Origin of the sequence: Actinomadura rubrisoli, from assembly GCF_004349215.1 — a bacterium.
Lineage (GTDB): Bacteria > Actinomycetota > Actinomycetes > Streptosporangiales > Streptosporangiaceae > Spirillospora > Spirillospora rubrisoli.
Genome location: NZ_SMKU01000214.1, coordinates 1 through 15861 on the forward strand (window position 1 = coordinate 1; position 15861 = coordinate 15861).

The following is a 15861-nucleotide window of genomic DNA, read 5'->3' on the forward strand; positions in this document are numbered from 1 at the left end:
CCGCAGGCCCCGTACCAGCCGCAGCCGTCGCCGTACTCCCAGCAGCAGCCCTGGGAGGTCGCCCCGCCGCAGCAGTACGAGACCACCGCCAACGGCGAGGCCGCCCCGCCCCTCGACGAGCTCCCGCCGTACCTCTCGGACCAGTACCTCCTCCAAGACCCCAACACCGGCCAGCCATACGGCCAGGACCCGAACGCGGGCGGCCAGCCGTACCCGCCGGTGGACCCCAACACGGGTCAGCCTTACGGCCAGGACCCCAGCGTGGGCGGTCAGCAGCCCTACCCGCCGGTCGATCCGAACACCGGCCAGCCGTATCCACAGGATCCGAACGCGGGCGGCCAGCCCTTCCCGCAAGGCCCGCCGATGAACCCCAACACGGGCCAGCCGTACGCGCAGGATCCCAACGCGGGCGGTCAGCAGCCCTACCCGCCGGTGGATCCGAACACAGGACAGCCCTACCCGCCGCAAGGTCCCAATGCGGGCGGACAACCGTACCCGCCGATGGACCCCAACACCGGCCAGCCATACCCGCCCATCGACCCGAACACTGGGCAGCCCTATCCGCCCGTCGACCCGAACACCGGGCAGCCCTACCAGCAGGGGCCCGGCGGGGAGGTCAGACCGCCGCAGCAGGGTTACGCATACGGACCGCCGCCGCAGGGGCCGCACGGCGCGTACCAGCAGATGCCCCCTGGACGGCCGGTCGGCCCGCCGCAGGGGCAGTACCCCGGCCAGCCGCCGCAGGATCCGCAGAGCACCGAGAGCCTCAGCTCGGAGAACCTGCTGGGCGAGCGGCGCATCGCGCCCTCGTCGGGCTGGCGGCGCGCGGTCTACAAGGCGACCGCGGGCAACATCCACCCCGGCGAGTCGCAGGGCGAGCTGCGCCGCAAGGACCTGGTCGCCCGGACGCGGACCGTCGTGGCCGGCGGGCACCACCGCGTGGCGGTCATGTCGCTCAAGGGCGGCGTGGGCAAGACCACCACGACGACCGGTCTCGGGTCGATGCTGGGCCAGCTGCGTGGCGACCGGGTCATCGCGGTGGACGCGAACCCCGACCGCGGCACGCTGTCGGACAAGGTCAAGCTGGAGACGGCCGCGACCGTCCGCGACCTGCTGAACAACCGCGACAAGATCCAGCGGTACGCCGACGTGCGGGCCTTCACCTCGCAGAACGTCGCGCGCCTTGAGGTGCTCGCGTCCGACCGCGACCCGGCGGTCAGCGAGGCGTTCAGCGCCGAGGACTACGCCGCCGTGGCCGTCGTGCTGGAGCAGTACTACTCGATCTGCATCACCGACTGCGGCACCGGCCTGCTGCATTCGGCGATGTCGGGGGTGCTGAGCCTGGCCGACCAGCTCGTCCTGGTGAGTTCCCCTTCGGTGGACGGTGCGCGGTCCGCGAGCGCCACCCTGGACTGGCTGGAGGCGCACGACCACGGCCACCTCGTCCGCAACGGCGTGGTGGTGCTGTCGATGGTCCGCAACCGCACGCGCAGCCAGGTCGACCTGGACAAGCTCCAGGCGCACTTCGAGAGCCGCTGCCGCGCGGTCGTCCGGATCCCCTACGACGACCACCTGGAGGAGGGCGCGGAGCTGGAACTGGAGCAGCTCGCCCCCGCGACACGCGAGGCGTACCTGAACCTGGCCGCCGTGGTCGGTGACGGATTCGCGTTCCAGCGCCCCCAGCCGTCCTGACCGGACGAAGGGCGCTTAGAGTCGCGATCCGTGGAGGACAGCGAGAGCGTGTACGTGGGTAAGGCGGCCCCGGACGCCGCGGGGGACCGGGGCTGGCTGCTGGGGCACTTCAAGCCGTCCGGCGACGTCCGGCACAGCGACGAGGTCGAGATCAAGTGGGGCGTCCACCCGAAGGGCGAGCGGCGCGCCCAGTGGACCACCGGTGAGAAGCGCACCGCGCTGCTCGTGCTGATCAGCGGCCGGTTCCGGATGGAGTTCCCCGGACGGGACGTGCTGCTCACCGAGCAGGGCGACTACGTGGTGTGGGGACGCGGCGTCGACCACTCATGGCACGCCGAGGAGGAGTCGGTCGTCATGACCGTCCGATGGCCGTCCATCCCGGGATACGCCGTCCCGGAAGCGTAGGGCCGCGCTTCACGGAAACCCCCGTGAACATGCGATATGCGGTCGATCGCAGCCTTCCGTGCCCGCTATCGTTGTCCGTGGTCACCTGGAGAGTTCGCATAGTGGACTAGTGCAGGCGCCTTGAAAGCGCCCAGGGCTGGGGACAGTCCTCGTGGGTTCGAATCCCACACTCTCCGCCAGGAAACTCCCGCCTCGTCCGTTACCCTCTTCCGCATGCCACAGACACCGAATGATCCCGCCGGGACGACGCACCAGTTCCAGACCTTCGCCAGCCAGGGCCAGAACGAGAAATCCTCCGGCCCCAGCATCGGCCTCATCATCGGCGCCGTCGCCGTGGTCGCCCTCCTAGCGATCCTCGTGGCCGCCCTGCTGATGATCTGACACAGGATGCGAACGGATCGTCCGGCCACCGTTCAGCGGCGAGCCTGGAGGACGGCCTCGGTGTACTGCTCCGTGGTCAGATCGTCCTGGTCGATTCCAAGGTCGGCCAGGACGGCGCGGACGTCCGCGAGCGCGGCGTCCACATCGTCCTCGGCGGCCACGGTCTCCAGCTCGACGAACGTGCCGTCGAGTTCCGGGACGGTGACCACCGTCGCAAGCATGTCCCGTCCAGCTGCGGTGAACCGGTAGTTCGCGCAGTGCTTGGTCAGGCGGACGTATTCGACGGCGCCGAGCGCCCGCAGAACGGCGTCGATCACGGCCGGGTCCGCGACCTTCGTCTCGTGCTCCGGCTTCGACCCGGATGCGGAGTCGACGGCCGCCTCCTTGTAGGTCAGCAGAGCGCGGCGCGTGCTGGACCGGTCGATGACCCGCAACCGCAACTCCCGGCCCTCGCTCGTGAGGGAGCCGTCCGGACGGTCGTAGTAGATGTCCCAGTACGTACTCACCTCCTCGGGCGCGCGGCCGCGGAGCCGCTCGCGCAGGGCCCCAGGGTCGCGAACGCGGGCTTTCACCTCAGCCTCGATCACCAGATCCCGCCCCCTTCCCCAGCCGCCGGGCGCGGCGCTAGATCGGTTCGGCTTCGACGCGCACCATGCTGGACCCCCGCCCCGCTGCCGTGATCCGGAAGCCTCGCGGGAGCCCTGGGAGTGGGAGGCCCGAGTAGCCTTCCGACGAGGGTGTGACCGGCGCGAGGTACGCCACGATCCGGTCGACGAGTCCGGCCGACGCGAATCGTTCGCCGAGGTCGGCGTGACCGGATAGCAGGAGTGATCGCACCCCACCGCCGTGGATTGACTTGAGTGCGGCTGCCGGGAGTTCTACGGCGGGGTTGATGTCACGTAGGTGCAGGATGCCGGGCCCGTGCGAGTCGGGTACCGCTTCGGTGACTCGGCCGTCCGGGCGAAGGATGGCGTCCGCGTGCTGCCGGAGCACCTCGGCGGCGAGCAACTCGTCAGGCAAAGCGCGGACAGCCGTGCCGTCCACCAGGTACGGCCAAGTGACCACCGGGCGTCCGCTGGTGGTAGCAGTCAACCAGGGGCCGAGCACGGTCAGCGCCTCGTCTTCCAATACGCCCGTTTCGACCGTGACGCCGGCGTCGCGGAGGACGGAGGCTCCACCGTCACCGCGTGAGGTGGGGTCCATGACGGCGATCAGCACGCGGTGCACACCTGCGTCGAGAAGGGCTTGACGACACGGTGGCGTGCGCCCGTGGTGGTTGCAGGGCTCCAGCGTCACAACGGCGGTGCCGCCTTGGGCGCGGTCACCTGCGGCGGCCAGGGCATTCACCTCGGCGTGCGCTTCGCCCTTCCGCAGGTGGTAACCCTCGCCGACGACTGCGCCCTCCTGGTCGAGGATGACGCATCCGACCGGTGGGTTGGGACTTGTCCGGCCAAGGCCGGTCGCTGAGATACCGATCGCGCGGCGCATCGCGGCCAGCTCGACGTGCGAGGGCATCAGGCTTCCCCGGTCAGATGCGCGAACAACTCGGCGACGGGTTCGGAGCGCTGATGGGATTCGAGCCCATCAGCGACGGCGGCGACCATGCCGCCGATTCTGGCCGATCCGCTGTCCTGGGCGATCGTCAGGGCCTCGCCCACCGCCTGGGCTGCCCGCTCGACCTGGTCATCGGCAAGGAGCGCCTCGGCAAGCCCAGCGTAGGCAACTCCGCGGTCCCGCTGATACGCGGCGGGGAGCGCCGCGAGCGCGTTCTCGAATGCGGGAATGGCCTTGCCGGGTTTGCCGAGTTGGGCCCAGCAGCGTCCGCGCTGCATCTCCAGGTAGGCGGGTGTGCAGAACGAACCGTGACCGGCGCTGGCGTCCGCGGTCTCGTCCGTCACAGCGAACGTGAGCGCCTCGTCGAGGGCACGGTGGCACCGGGTCTCGGCATGGTCTAGGGCGAGCGCGAGGGCGGTCTGCTGGAGGATCGCTGCCAGCATCGGGGACGGCTCCCCGCGCTGCTCGCGTCGGGCGTCCTCAGCAAGGCTGACCGGCGGGGCGATGACGGCTGCGTGCGCGATTAACACGTGGTGCTTGAAGAACAAGGTCGACTACTGAAACAGCGTGGCACCTTAGCTCTGGAGGGCAGCGTTGCGGAGGTCAGGTCACCTATCCGCTGTGAAACACGAAAGCCCTGCGCCTAGCCTGGAGTTGTCGAGACTCAGGAGGGTGCAGGGCCTATGGACGACCGTAGCATCGATCCCTCCGACCCGGATCTCACTGTTGGGCAGCGGATTCAGTATTACCGTGACCGGTGCGGCATGTCCCGGGACGTCCTCGGCGGCCTCGTCGGCAAGAAGGGCCGGTGGGTCAAGGCGGTCGAACGGGGCGAGATCCAGCAGCCCAAGCTCCCGATCCTGCTGTCCATCGCCGAGGCCCTGAAGCTTCGCGATATCTCCAAGCTGGTCGGCGGGCCGCCGCTCCCCACTGAGATGTTCCGCGGTCTCGGCCATCCCGCGCTCCCCGCGGTCCGGGACGCGATCAACGTTGTGGCTGTGTCGATGACGGAGCCTCCCCCGCCGCTGGCGCATCTTCAGGCCCGGCTCGACGCGGCATGGCGCGCCCGGCACGCCGCCCCCGATCACCGGACGGTCCTCGGCACACTGCTGCCCGAGATGATCCGGGACGCCAAACGCGCGGCCCGCACGTACGAGGGCGCCGACCGGCGGCGTGCCCTGGCGATCCTCGCCGGTGTCTACAACCTCGCCCAGTTCTTCGTGGCCTACCAGCCGTCCGCCGATCTTCTCTGGCGCATCGTTGAGCGGTCCATCATGGCGGCGGAGGAGTCCGAGGATCCGCGCGCTTTCGGTGGCGCGGTGTGGCTGGCGGCCCAGGCGCACCGGGACGCGGGGGACTTCGACGCGGCCGAGGCCGTCAACCGCGAGGGCCTGGAACTGCTCCGCCCCCGTCTTGACGATGCGGACGATGACCTGCGCGCCATCTGGGGAGCGCTCCACCATGAGGTTGCGTATACCGCTGCGCGGGCTGGACAGAGCGGCACGGCGTGGCATTGGTGGGATCAGGCCGACCGGATCGCACAGTCCTTGCCGTCCGGCCACTACGACCCTATGACGTCGTTTTCGCGGGTCATCATGGGCGCTCACGCGGTCACGATCGCGGTCGAGTTGCGGCAGGGCGGTGAGGCGCGCAGGCAGGCCAGGAAGACCGAGCGTGCCGCCATCCCGTCCCAGCCCCGGCGCAGTCGGCATCTGATCGAGGCGGCGAGGGCATGGCAGCTCGCCGGGGACAAGGGTGAGACGCTCAACACGCTGGGCAAGGCGTACACGACGGCGCCGGAGACGATCCGATACAACGGCTACGCCCGGCGCATGACCACGGAACTCGTGCACGAAGGCCCGGCAACGCTTCGGCAGGAAGCCCGGGATCTCGCCGACCGGATCGGGCTGCTCATCTGAGATAGGGGACAGGAATCCTGTCCCCTCCTTGCTGCGGGCGCTGTGACTCTATGTCACATGATGCACACGGATCCCGAGGAAGCCGAGGTTCTGGAGACGCTCACCCGGCTGCGCGCAGAGTTCGACAGCTGGCATTTCCGGCATCGGAGCGGAATCGCCATCCCGTGGCGTGCGCAGCGGCGGCACGAGATGCGCTGGAACGGCGGCATCCACACCCTCACGGCCCGCGATGCCAAGATGCCCCGGGAGTGGCTCCTTGAGGTCGCGATCCTGGACGGCTGGCGCACGAGGCGGTCGTGATGCGGGGGCCGTTCGAGGACACCGCGACCATTGACGTCACGTCGATCTGTGAGGCGGAGGCCCGCGAGCTTGAGCGCCGGTATGGGGTGGTGGCGTGGTGGGGCATCTTCACCTGCGCGTGGTGGGCGCTGGTCGATCGCACGTGGTTGGTCGAGGCGCCGACGCCCGCCCGGCTCGGCGAGCAGATCCTGGCCGCGCGGAGGCGAGCGGCATGAGATCAGCAGGTGTGCCGGGACGTGACGTTCGCGACGTTCTACCCCGAGGGCGATGGCTGGTGGCGCGCCAGCACCAGGCGCGGCGTCCGCGAGTTGTGGGTGCGGCAGGAGACGCCGGAGCCGTGGCGGGAGATTGTCGAGCGGCTGCCGGCCCATCGAGCTGGGACGGCGCGGCCGAGGCACTGACCGCTGCGTAGGCCGCGCCGTCCCATCTATCGCCGCGGCCCCGGATTCCTAGCGCGGATGCCGGCGGCGCGCATCACATCCGCAACGTGATGAGGAGTTTTCATGCAAGTCGACAAGCCCCGCGGACTCGATGAGTTCTGTGATCTAGGGGCGCAGATGTACGGGCCCGTGGACGCGGTGTACGTCGAGCTACGCACCCGCGCCCCGCTGGTGGACGCGGACATGGGCGAGCGTGGACGGGCGCGGCTTCGACACGTCCCTGGGGGCCAGGGTTGTGACCGTGGTCCGGCTGCGGCGGATCTGGTGCCCCGCGACGTGGCTCCAGGGGACGTTCTGTGATCGCCGCCGACTATCTCGATCTGCTCGCGCGGGCGCTGGCCACCGAGGGGTGGACGGTGCGTCCTCGCTACGAGCAGGCGCCTGAGCGGTTGCATGTGCTGTCGCCCAGTCTTCCCGTGGTCGGGGAGAGTGTCCGCGTCAAGGCGGGCGTGGGCGGGGTGCCCTGGTTCGTCGACTCCACCGGCGATCCGCTGGCCCCTTGCCATGATCTTCCGCGGGCGGTCGCGGAGATCGGTGCGCGGCTCGCGCCGGACGCCATCGTGGCGGCCGTTCGGCGCGCGGCCAGCGCCGAGAAGGACGCGCCCCCACGCGGCCTGATCAGCCGGCTCCGGACCTCACTGGGGCGGACCTGATGGAGGGAGCCTGACCGGCTGGAGGCCGGGTCGTGCGGTCCCCCTGACGCGCTGTACGCCGCGATCCGGCGGCGCGCCCTGCAGATCGCCGCAGCCTGCGCTCGCACCCCCGACCTTGTTTAGCGGCCGGTGCTGGAGAAGTGTTGGTAGTCCTTGACGCCGTTCCAGTTGCCGCCCCAGCCCCAGCCGATCGAGGCGAAGGCCTTGACGACCCTGTCGCCGGCGTGGATGACCCCGGGGTCGCGGTTCTTGCGGTTCCCGTACTTCACGCAGTCCTTGTGCTCGATCTTGCCGCTGGCGCTGACGTAGGGGTTCTCGCAGGTGTTGAGGTCGACCGCGAGGCCGTAGGCGTGCTGGGACCAGGTGCTCGACCCGGTCGCGTTGCGGCAGTTGAAGGCCGAGGTGTTGCCGGCCTCGATCGAGTCGAAGTCGCTGCCCTTGTAGACGTCGACCGGCTCGATGCGCCTGATCGGGTAGCGCATGTCGTACAGCCTCCTGAAGACCTTGACGAGGTCCTCGGCCGCCTTCGCGTTGACGACCAGCCTTCCGTCCGGATGCGGCTTGCGGTCCATGCCCCAGAAGGTCATCTCGATCATCCGGAGCCCGGACGGCGCGACGGGGCAGCCCTTGCGCCATGAGTACCGCAGGTCCTTGGCCGTCACCCTCTTGATCTCCGCCTGGAAGCCCTGCGGCTTCGCGGACGGCGAGGCCGCCCCGGACGGCGGGGTGGCGGGCGTCGCCGATCCGCTCTTCCCGGAGTCGTCGTCGGATCCACGGCCGCAACCGGTCGTGGCGGTCGTCACGGTGATGAACGCGGCCACGAACGCCGCGGTGCGGAAAGGCCCTCTGCCTGGCATCTCCGCAGGATCGCACGCCGGGTGCCCTTCGCGTTGGACCCTGGATTCGCTACGGTGCGGTTGAGGGCGCGCACGCCGTGACGGGGCCGGGGCGGACGCGCCGGGAAACGTCGTCTAGGCGCCGGGCATGTCATCCCCGGCATCCACCGGCCCAGGGAGCCGGCATGTCGGATTCTCAGGAGAGGGATCTCCCGAGCCTCGAAGACGACATCTTCGCCGTGGCGCACAGCGTGGAGGTCGAGCAGGCGGCGGAGGTGCGGCCGCGGCTGCTGCTGCGTTCCGAACGCGTCCAGGAGTTCTTCGAGCGGACGCGGACGCTCGGCGGCCGCGACATCGGGGCGACCGCGGCGGGCTTCGTCACGTTCGTGTTCGTCGACGCCGTGATGATGTACGCGCCGCTGATGACGAGCCGGAGGCCGAGCCTGCTGCCCCAGTTCGTGACCCTGCTCGTCCTGGCGTTCGGGCTCGGCGGGCTGCTGGTGTGGAAGGTCGGCGGCCGGTGGCGTGCGGTCGGCGTCGGGATGATGCTCGCCTGGGTGTTCCTGACGCTGGTCTCCGTGGGCTTCCTCACGGGAGTGAGCGTCACCCTGTAGGCGCGGCGCCGAGGCGCTTCATCACGGCGGTGAAGGCGCGGCCGATGGCTTCGAGGTCCTCGGGCTGGATCACGTCGATGAAGAACGTCCGGACGACCTCGACGTGGTCACGGGCGGCCCGTTCGAGGGCGGCGAAGCCCTCCTCGGTGAGATGGGCGTAGACGCCGCGCTTGTCGTTGGGGCAGCTGTCCCTCTTGACCAGGCCCTTGGACTCCAGGCGCGAGCAGGTGTGCGACAGGCGGCTGCGCGACTGGCTGGCGTTCTCGGCCAGCTCGGCCATCCGCAGGCGCCGCTCGGGCGCCTCCGAGAGCCGGACGAGGATCTCGTACTCCGACACCGACAGCCCGTGCCTGGTCTTGAGGTCGCGGTCCATGATCTCGGTGATCCGGACGCTGCCGTCCACGTAGGCCCGCCAATCGCGCTGCTGGGTGGCATCGAGCCAGCGTGGTTCGCTCATGGGACGAGTATAGGCCACATGTTGAATGTTCAACTAATCATGGCTACCGTCTCCGTATCAGGACGGTACACGCGGTGTCCGTACGGGGAAATAGTTGAAGAATCAACTACGTTACACCGGCATCGCCCTCCAGCCGGAGGGCGAGCCCGGAGCACCGCCGAACCGATCGGAGACACCGATGCCCGCCGTGAAGGCCGACCCGCTGACCCTGCCGCGCCTCCCGCTGCTTCCCGAGGACGACACCGACTGGCGCCGCGTCGCGAAGGTCGTGACCGCCAAGCGCCACCTTGAGGGCGAGGGCTTCCAGGTCCGGCGCCCGTTCCCCGGCATGGACCTGTCCCTGGCCGACCCGTTCCTGCTCCTCGACCACATGGGCGCGGTGGAGTACGCGCCGGGCGAGGCGAAGGGCACCCCGTGGCATCCGCACCGCGGGTTCGAGACCGTCACCTACATCATCGACGGCGCCTTCGAGCACCAGGACACCACCGGTGGGGGCGGCCTCATCGCCGACGGCGGCACTCAGTGGATGACGGCCGCGTCCGGCATCCAGCACATCGAGCAGCCGCCGCCGGACCTCGTCGCCAAGGGCGGTCTGTTCCACGGCGTCCAGCTGTGGGTAAATCTGCCCCGCGCCCAGAAGTGGGTCGCGCCGCGCTACCAGGACATCAGGGCGCGCGATGTGAAGCTGCTGGCCGCCGACGACGGCTCGTCGCTCGTCCGCGTCATCGCCGGGTCGGTCGGGGGATACGACGGGCCGGGCGTCACGTACACGCCCATCAACTACCTGCACGCGACCGTCGCGCCGGGTGCGCGCCTGACCCTGCCGTGGCCGCGCGAGTTCAACGCCATGGTGTACGTGCTCTCCGGGCGCGGGACGGCGGGCGTCGAGGAGGCCGGGCTGGACGAAGGACAGCTCGGCGTCTTCGCGGGCTCCCACCACAAGGGCTCGGGCGACGGACTGGTCGTCCGCGCCGCAGGCACGCAGCCGCAGGCCAGCGCCGGTGGGTGGGAGATCCTCGTTCTGGGCGGGCTGCCGATCCGGGAGCCGGTCGCGCGGTACGGGCCGTTCGTGATGAACACCCGGGACGAGATCGTCCAGGCGTTCGAGGACTTCCAGGCCGGACGCATGGGGACGGTCCCGGCGGAGAAGGTCCCGCACCGCTCGGCCGCCGACGAGCCCCTCTCCTGACCCTCCACGGCGGTGTGCCGCGGAAGTTGGCGGGTTCGGGTGACGGAGGGGAGGGCATGCGCTAGTGTGTTCGAGTAGTCGAACAGAGATTCGACTGGCTTGGTCGATGAACGCGCTCGCCCGGGAGGCGACATGGTGGCGACGGTGGCCGCGGGGGGCCTCGAAGGCGCGGCGCGCTGCCGCCGCCCGCCGCGCGCGACACGCCGTAGCGGTTTCTACGCAAATCTACGGCCACAGCTATATCGCCTCATAGAGTCCGAGACCGTGGACCCCGTGCGCAATCCCTATGCCCCTGGCGCCGGGCAGCGCCCCCCGGAGCTGGCCGGCCGCGACCGTGAGATCCAGCAGTTCGAGGTGGTCCTCGAACGGGTGGCCCGGGGCCGCCCCGAGCGCAGCATGATCATCACCGGGCTGCGCGGGGTGGGCAAGACCGTCCTGCTCAACGCATTCCGCTCGATGGCGATCCAACGGCTGTGGGGCACCGGCAAGATCGAGGCGCGGCCCGACCAGTCGATCCGCCGCCCGGTCGCCTCCGCCCTGCACATGGCCGTCCGGGAGCTGGCGCCCCGGCACCGCGCGCCCGACCGCATCGAGGGGTTCCTCGGCGTGCTCAAGGCGTTCGCGCAGGCCGGGGAGGAGCCGTCCGGCCGGGCCAAGGCGCGGGCGCACCGCTGGCAGCCCGGCATCGACGTGCCCGCCTCGCGCGGCCGCGCCGACTCCGGCGACCTGGAGATCGACCTCACCGAGCTGTTCGTCGACGCCGCGTCCGTCGCGACGGACGTGGGCGCCGGCATCGCCCTGTTCGTCGACGAGATGCAGGACATCCCGGCCGACGACGTGTCCGCGCTGTGCGCCGCCTGCCACGAGCTGTCGCAGAACGGCGGGCCGCTGATCGTGGTGGGCGCCGGCCTGCCGCACCTCCCGGCCGTCCTGTCGGCCAGCAAGTCCTACTCCGAGCGGCTGTTCCGCTACGCCCGCATCGATCGGCTCGACCGCGAGTCGGCCGACGTCGCGCTGCTGGCGCCCGCCGAGCGGGAGGAGGTCACCTTCACCGAGGACGCCCTCGACGCGCTGTACGGCGCCGCCGACGGCTACCCCTACTTCGTCCAGGCGTACGCCAAGGTCGTCTGGGACGTCGCGCCCGACACGCCCATCACCGCCGACGACATCAAGGTCGCCGCGCCGGAGGCCGAGAGCGAGCTCGCCGTCGGCTTCTTCGGCAGCCGCTACGAGCGCGCGACCCCGGCCGAGCGCGACTACATGCGCGCGATGGCCGGGCTCGGCGACGACCCAGTTCCCACCTCATCGGTCGCCGAGGAGCTGGGGCGCAAGCCGTCCAGCCTCTCGCCCGCCCGCGACGGCCTCATCAAGAAGGGCCTGATCTACAGCGCCGAGCGCGGCATGGTCGCGTTCACCGTGCCGCACTTCGGCAAGTTCCTCCGCTCCCAACCCGCCTGACCGCTACACCGCTCTAAAGCTCTCTAGCCGCGGTGCTAGAGAGCGGTAGAAAGACGCATCGAACCACGTCGTCCGGAAAATATACGGCTCTCTAGAACTGATCGTAGAGAGCTGTAGATTCTCCTCGCCTTGCCTCTGGGTTTCTCTAAGCATTTCTAGGATTATTCGTAGAAAGCCTTATAGAGGCGAAGAGCGCTCGCATGCCTGAGAGTTGTTACGAGAAGTGAGATGGGTATAACCCCCCGTGCATCGCCCCCAAAACGGGAGCGAAGTCGACATCGGGGGAAACATGACGAACGAGCAGGATCGCTACCGGAATCAGGATCCGGACGACCAGTACTCGTCCCGGGACGAGGTGTCGTCCTCGATGGACGAGGACGAGCGCTTGACGGGGCGCGGCGGCACGTCCGACTCCGAGGGCGGATACACCGCCGAGGGCGGCCGGTTCTCCAACCAGGACGACGACCAGTACTCGTCCGGCATGGACGACGACCGGCCCCGCCGAGGCGGAAAGCACGCTCGCCGCGACGACGACGCCCGCGCGAACCGCCCAGACCAGATGGACGAGTCCGAGGACAACTGGTGACCGCCCTCCCCTGACCGCCAACCGGGCACGGGCCGCATCCGATCGCCCGGATGCGGCCCTTGGCTAGGGTTCGCGCGGGGGCAGCCGCAGCGTCGAACGGACCTCCGGACGGGCGGACGGGTCGGGCGTGTGCGCCGGAGACCGCTCCAGCAGGCGCAGCGCCTCCTCCACCGCCCGCAGCAGTTGCGTGTCGTCGCCCTTCGCGTGGTCCTGCGGCGTGATCTCGACCTCGATGTCCGGGTCGGTCCCGTAGTTCTCGACCCGCCATCCCACGTCGTCGAAGGCGAACGAGAACTCCGGCTGCGTCGTGACCGTCCCGTCCGCGAGGCGGTGCCGCGGCCGGATCCCCACCACGCCTCCCCACGTCCGCCGCCCGACGAGCGGCCCCAGCCCGAGCAGCTTGAACGCGTGGCTGAACAGGTCGCCGTCCGAGCCGGTCCGCTCGTTGATGATCGCGACCATCGGGCCGCGCGGCGACTCCCTGGGGTACGGCGTGGGCACGCCCCAGCGCGGGAAGTTGTAGCCCAGCCGCCGCCGGGCCAGCTTCTGCAGCAGCAGCCCCGAGACGTTCCCTCCGCCGTTGAACCGGACGTCCACGATCAGCGCCTCCCGGTCGTACTCGGCGAGGAAGCCGCGGTGGAACTCGGCGAATCCGTCCGCGCCCATGTCCGGGACATGGATGTAGCCGACCCGGCCGCCGGTCCGCCCGTGGACGAGCGCGCGGTTGGCGGTGACCCAGTCGCGGTAGCGTCCGGCCCGCTCGTCCGCGAGCGTCCGGACGACGACGGTGAACGGCTCCCCGGCGCCGCGCCGGATCGTCAGCAGCACCTCCGCCTCCGCCTGGTTGACCAGCCGCTCGCCCGGGACGACGCCGCCCGCCGCGACCGGCTCGCCGTTGATCGCCACGACGGCGTCGCCCGGCCGGACGTCCACCCCCGGGCGGTTCAGCGGCGACGTGGCGGTGACGTCCCACGGGTCGCCGCCGACGATGTGCTCGATGACGAACGCGCCGTCCTCGATCGTCCAGTTCACGCCGAGGAACCCCTGGTCGTACCTCGGACGGCGACGGTACTCGCCGCCGCTCTCGTACGCGTGGGACGTGCCCAGCTCGCCCTGCATCTCCCAGAGCAGGTCGGAGAACTCGCCCCGGGTCGTGACCCGGTCGACGAGCGGCAAGTACCGGCGGTAGACGGCATTCCAGTCGATGCCGGCCATGTCCTCGTCCCAGAAGTGCTCGCGCTGCAGCACCCACGTCTCGCGCAGCATCTGCCGCCATTCGACCGCCGGGCAGACCGACACCTTGACCCGGCCGAGGTCGACCCAGCCGCTGCGCCGCCCTGGCCTGTCGTCCTGGGGCTGCTCGCGGCCCGCCGAGACGAGCCGGAGGCGCGAGCGCGAACGGTAGAGCAGGGTCGCGCCGTCTCGCGCCAGCCAGAAGTCGCTGACCTCGCGTAGCCGCGTCTGCGCCTGCTGGGTGCCGAGGTCGAAGACGTCGACCCGTCCGAGCGGGGGCTCGTCACCGCGCCCGCCCTGCACGGGGAAGACCGAGTACAGGACCTTGCCCCTGAGCCCGGCGATCTTTCCGTACCGGCCCTCGCCGACGGGGAGGGCGACGACCCGCCGCTCGATCCCGTCGAAGTCGATCGCCGGCCGCGCCTCGGCGCCCGGCCGCAGGGCCGGGTCGGGGTCCTCGCCAGGTGCCTCAGGCGAGACAGCCGGGTCGGGGTCCTCACCGGGTGTCTCAGGCGAGGGCCCATCGCCCGTCAGCGGACGCGGCGCCGCGACGAACGGCGAGCCCACGTCGCGGCGCAGCGTGATCGCGTACGGCCGGGCCCCGAGGGGGAAGCCGCGGTCGAACTGGAGCGTGTCGGCGACCGGATTGAACACCCGCTGCCCGATGAAGTAGAGGTACCGGCCGTCCGGATCCCAGGCGGGGGCGCGGTCGTGCAGGACCGGTCGGGTCACCGGCATGGCCAGCCCCGTGCCAGCGTGGCACACCTTGATCGCCGTGGTCTGGGCGGTGTCGGGGCAGGCGTAGGCGATCCACTCCCCGCCGGGCGACCACGCCGGCCCGGTGATCGCCCCGTACGGGCTGACGTCCAGCGGGACCGGTTCCAGCGGCCCGCCGGTGAGGTCGAGCAGGTACAGCTCGTTGCGGTGGTTGGTGAAGGCGACCCGGTCGGCGGCGGGGGACGGCGCCAGCTCCAGCACCCGTCCGACGTCACCGGCCGTCTCGGCGTGCGCCGCGTCCCGCTCGCCGTCCGCGGTGAGCACGACCAGCCGCTCCCGCCCGTCCTCCCCCGACGCCGCCGCGATCAGCCGCCGGTCGTCGTTGAACCAGGTCAGCAGCCGGTAGCGGACGCCGTCCTGGCGGCCGTGCTGCCGGACGGGCCCCTCCCAGGCGCCGAACGAGTACGCCTTGCCCCGCGTCGTGATCGCCAGGCCGTCGCCCGCCGAGTTCACCGTGGCGGAGTCGAGGTAGTCGGCGGCCGGGACGAACCGCCGGTTGCGCTGGGTGCGCGAGCTGCCGAGCCGCACGTCGATCCGGCGCGGGCCCCGCCCGGCGGGATCGTCCGGATCCAGGACGTACAGGTCGGCGGCGGCGTGGTAGACGAGCCGCCGCCCGTCGTCGGCGAGGTTGCGCGCGTAGTAGTCCTCGTGGGCGGTGTGCCGGCGCAGGTCCCGACCGTCCGGGAGGCAGGAGTAGACGTTGCCGATGCCCTCGTGGTCGGAGAGGAAGTAGATCCGGCCGCCGACCCAGCAGGGCGCGGCGAGGTTGCCGTCCAGGGAGATCAGCCGCCGGAAGCCGCCGGAGCCGTCCGGGTCGATCCACAGGTCCCCGGCCGTCCCGCCGCGGTAGCGCTTCCACCGGGCGGGGTCGGCGGTGCTGCGGCCGATGACGATGCCGCCGTCCGGACCGTAGGAGGCGCTGGTGGCCGGGCCGAACGGCAGATGGACGGGCACACTCGCGCCGCTGGGATCGATCCGGTGCAGCCAGTCGTAGCGGTGGAACGGCTGGCGGACGTCGCAGGCGTAGACGATTCCGCTGGACGGGTCCCAGCCGGTGATCGTGCACGACGTCCCATGGAAGGTGAGCCGCCGCGCCGCGCCGCCCGCCGCGGGCATGACGTACACCTCCGCCGGCCCCTCCTCGCGCCCGACGAACGCCAGCAGCCGCCCGTCGGGGGAGAGCCGGGGGTAGGCGGCCTCCGCGACCCCGGCGGTCAACCGGTACGCCCGGCCACCGTCGACGGGCACCGTCCACAGGTCGTCCTCGCACACGAAGACGACGTCGCCGCCGCGGATCGACGGAAAGCGCAAGTATCCGCCCGCGGCCAGGCCCTCCGCAGCCCGGCCCTCCCCCGATGCTGTCTCTT

General features: G+C 70.7%; 19 protein-coding genes and 1 tRNA gene. 14 read left to right on the forward strand and 6 right to left on the reverse strand.

Features of this window, described 5'->3' with window-relative positions:
• From E1298_RS30875 to E1298_RS48530, 4 genes are all read left to right on the forward strand, one after another.
• Positions 1–1692 (forward strand): MinD/ParA family ATP-binding protein (locus tag E1298_RS30875; RefSeq protein ID WP_243725915.1); only part of this gene is annotated, 1692 nt, incomplete at its 5' end.
• A 30-nt stretch (positions 1693–1722) separates the two neighbouring features.
• Positions 1723–2097, forward strand: coding sequence for a cupin domain-containing protein (locus E1298_RS30880; RefSeq protein ID WP_131899502.1), 375 nt, complete (start codon positions 1723–1725; stop codon positions 2095–2097).
• Positions 2098–2184: 87 nt separating this feature from the next.
• Positions 2185–2276 (forward strand) — tRNA-Ser (locus tag E1298_RS30885).
• Between the two features lie 34 nt (positions 2277–2310).
• Entirely contained in the window at positions 2311–2478 is a 168-nt protein-coding gene (locus E1298_RS48530) for a hypothetical protein (protein WP_165975750.1), read from the forward strand.
• Positions 2479–2510: 32 nt separating this feature from the next.
• Here the strand turns inward: E1298_RS48530 and cyaB are convergent, their stop codons facing one another.
• From cyaB to E1298_RS30900, 3 genes are read right to left on the reverse strand one after another with little or no spacing between them, the layout of a single operon-like run.
• Positions 2511–3065, reverse strand: a complete 555-nt coding sequence (gene cyaB, locus E1298_RS30890; RefSeq protein ID WP_207944936.1) for a class IV adenylate cyclase — start codon at positions 3063–3065, stop codon at positions 2511–2513.
• A 37-nt stretch (positions 3066–3102) separates the two neighbouring features.
• Positions 3103–3993: a bifunctional diaminohydroxyphosphoribosylaminopyrimidine deaminase/5-amino-6-(5-phosphoribosylamino)uracil reductase RibD gene (ribD, locus tag E1298_RS30895; protein WP_131899504.1), complete on the reverse strand. Its 891-nt coding sequence runs from the start codon at positions 3991–3993 to the stop codon at positions 3103–3105.
• On the reverse strand, positions 3993–4580 hold the full coding sequence (locus E1298_RS30900; protein WP_131899506.1) for an NsdA family TPR-like regulatory protein: 588 nt from the start codon (positions 4578–4580) through the stop codon (positions 3993–3995). The genes ribD and E1298_RS30900 overlap by 1 nt, the downstream gene beginning before the upstream one ends.
• Positions 4581–4796: 216 nt before the next feature.
• Between E1298_RS30900 and E1298_RS30905 the strand changes: the two genes are divergently transcribed.
• From E1298_RS30905 to E1298_RS30925, 6 genes are all read left to right on the forward strand, one after another.
• Positions 4797–5951 carry an XRE family transcriptional regulator gene (locus tag E1298_RS30905; RefSeq protein WP_243725916.1) on the forward strand — a complete coding sequence of 385 codons (1155 nt, stop codon included), beginning with the start codon at positions 4797–4799 and terminating at the stop codon, positions 5949–5951.
• A 57-nt stretch (positions 5952–6008) separates the two neighbouring features.
• Positions 6009–6251: a hypothetical protein gene (locus tag E1298_RS30910; RefSeq protein ID WP_131899510.1), complete on the forward strand. Its 243-nt coding sequence runs from the start codon at positions 6009–6011 to the stop codon at positions 6249–6251.
• Entirely contained in the window at positions 6251–6466 is a 216-nt protein-coding gene (locus E1298_RS30915; RefSeq protein ID WP_131899512.1) for a hypothetical protein, read from the forward strand. Before E1298_RS30910 ends, E1298_RS30915 begins: the two co-directional genes overlap by 1 nt.
• A 21-nt stretch (positions 6467–6487) precedes the next feature.
• Positions 6488–6652, forward strand: a complete 165-nt coding sequence (locus tag E1298_RS48535) for a hypothetical protein (protein ID WP_165975751.1) — start codon at positions 6488–6490, stop codon at positions 6650–6652.
• Positions 6653–6754: 102 nt separating this feature from the next.
• A complete protein-coding gene (locus tag E1298_RS30920) occupies positions 6755–6991 on the forward strand; it encodes a hypothetical protein (protein WP_131899514.1) in 237 nt (78 codons plus the stop codon).
• Complete coding sequence (locus E1298_RS30925; protein WP_131899516.1) at positions 6988–7344, forward strand: hypothetical protein; 357 nt, start codon at positions 6988–6990, stop codon at positions 7342–7344. Before E1298_RS30920 ends, E1298_RS30925 begins: the two co-directional genes overlap by 4 nt.
• Before the next feature lie 119 nt (positions 7345–7463).
• Here E1298_RS30925 and E1298_RS30930 read toward each other — a convergent pair whose 3' ends face one another.
• On the reverse strand, positions 7464–8201 hold the full coding sequence (locus E1298_RS30930; protein WP_131899518.1) for a M15 family metallopeptidase: 738 nt from the start codon (positions 8199–8201) through the stop codon (positions 7464–7466).
• A gap of 164 nt (positions 8202–8365) precedes the next feature.
• On the opposite strand from E1298_RS30930, the gene E1298_RS30935 reads away from it, so the two are divergent.
• Positions 8366–8794, forward strand: coding sequence for a hypothetical protein (locus E1298_RS30935; RefSeq protein WP_131899520.1), 429 nt, complete (start codon positions 8366–8368; stop codon positions 8792–8794).
• Here E1298_RS30935 and E1298_RS30940 read toward each other — a convergent pair.
• On the reverse strand, positions 8784–9251 hold the full coding sequence (locus E1298_RS30940) for a MarR family winged helix-turn-helix transcriptional regulator (protein ID WP_131899522.1): 468 nt from the start codon (positions 9249–9251) through the stop codon (positions 8784–8786). The two genes, E1298_RS30935 and E1298_RS30940, sit on opposite strands and share 11 nt — an antisense overlap.
• Positions 9252–9429: 178 nt before the next feature.
• On the opposite strand from E1298_RS30940, the gene E1298_RS30945 reads away from it, so the two are divergent.
• The 3 genes from E1298_RS30945 to E1298_RS30955 all read left to right on the forward strand — a co-directional run bounded on the left by E1298_RS30945 (position 9430) and on the right by E1298_RS30955 (position 12484).
• On the forward strand, positions 9430–10440 hold the full coding sequence (locus tag E1298_RS30945; protein ID WP_131899524.1) for a pirin family protein: 1011 nt from the start codon (positions 9430–9432) through the stop codon (positions 10438–10440).
• A gap of 273 nt (positions 10441–10713) precedes the next feature.
• Entirely contained in the window at positions 10714–11898 is a 1185-nt protein-coding gene (locus tag E1298_RS30950) for an ATP-binding protein (RefSeq protein ID WP_243725917.1), read from the forward strand.
• 289 nt (positions 11899–12187) lie between these two features.
• Positions 12188–12484 carry a hypothetical protein gene (locus tag E1298_RS30955; RefSeq protein WP_131899528.1) on the forward strand — a complete coding sequence of 99 codons (297 nt, stop codon included), beginning with the start codon at positions 12188–12190 and terminating at the stop codon, positions 12482–12484.
• A 63-nt stretch (positions 12485–12547) separates the two neighbouring features.
• On the opposite strand, the gene E1298_RS30960 is transcribed toward E1298_RS30955, so the two are convergent.
• Positions 12548–15861: S41 family peptidase (locus E1298_RS30960; protein ID WP_341770658.1), on the reverse strand; the 3314-nt coding region annotated here is incomplete at its 5' end.

Excerpts from the sequence above, each read along its gene's own strand:
- E1298_RS30940 (WP_131899522.1), bottom strand. The coding sequence starts at position 9,251 with ATGAGCGAACCACGCTGGCTCGATGCCACCCAGCAGCGCGATTGGCGG.
- E1298_RS30920 (WP_131899514.1), top strand. The coding sequence starts at position 6,755 with ATGCAAGTCGACAAGCCCCGCGGACTCGATGAGTTCTGTGATCTAGGG.
- E1298_RS30905 (WP_243725916.1), top strand. The coding sequence starts at position 4,797 with ATGTCCCGGGACGTCCTCGGCGGCCTCGTCGGCAAGAAGGGCCGGTGG.
- E1298_RS30915 (WP_131899512.1), top strand. The coding sequence starts at position 6,251 with ATGCGGGGGCCGTTCGAGGACACCGCGACCATTGACGTCACGTCGATC.
- E1298_RS30930 (WP_131899518.1), bottom strand. The coding sequence starts at position 8,201 with ATGCCAGGCAGAGGGCCTTTCCGCACCGCGGCGTTCGTGGCCGCGTTC.
- E1298_RS30935 (WP_131899520.1), top strand. The coding sequence starts at position 8,366 with ATGTCGGATTCTCAGGAGAGGGATCTCCCGAGCCTCGAAGACGACATC.
- E1298_RS48530 (WP_165975750.1), top strand. The coding sequence starts at position 2,311 with ATGCCACAGACACCGAATGATCCCGCCGGGACGACGCACCAGTTCCAG.
- E1298_RS30955 (WP_131899528.1), top strand. The coding sequence starts at position 12,188 with ATGACGAACGAGCAGGATCGCTACCGGAATCAGGATCCGGACGACCAG.
- E1298_RS30945 (WP_131899524.1), top strand. The coding sequence starts at position 9,430 with ATGCCCGCCGTGAAGGCCGACCCGCTGACCCTGCCGCGCCTCCCGCTG.
- E1298_RS30910 (WP_131899510.1), top strand. The coding sequence starts at position 6,009 with ATGATGCACACGGATCCCGAGGAAGCCGAGGTTCTGGAGACGCTCACC.
- ribD (WP_131899504.1), bottom strand. The coding sequence starts at position 3,993 with ATGCCCTCGCACGTCGAGCTGGCCGCGATGCGCCGCGCGATCGGTATC.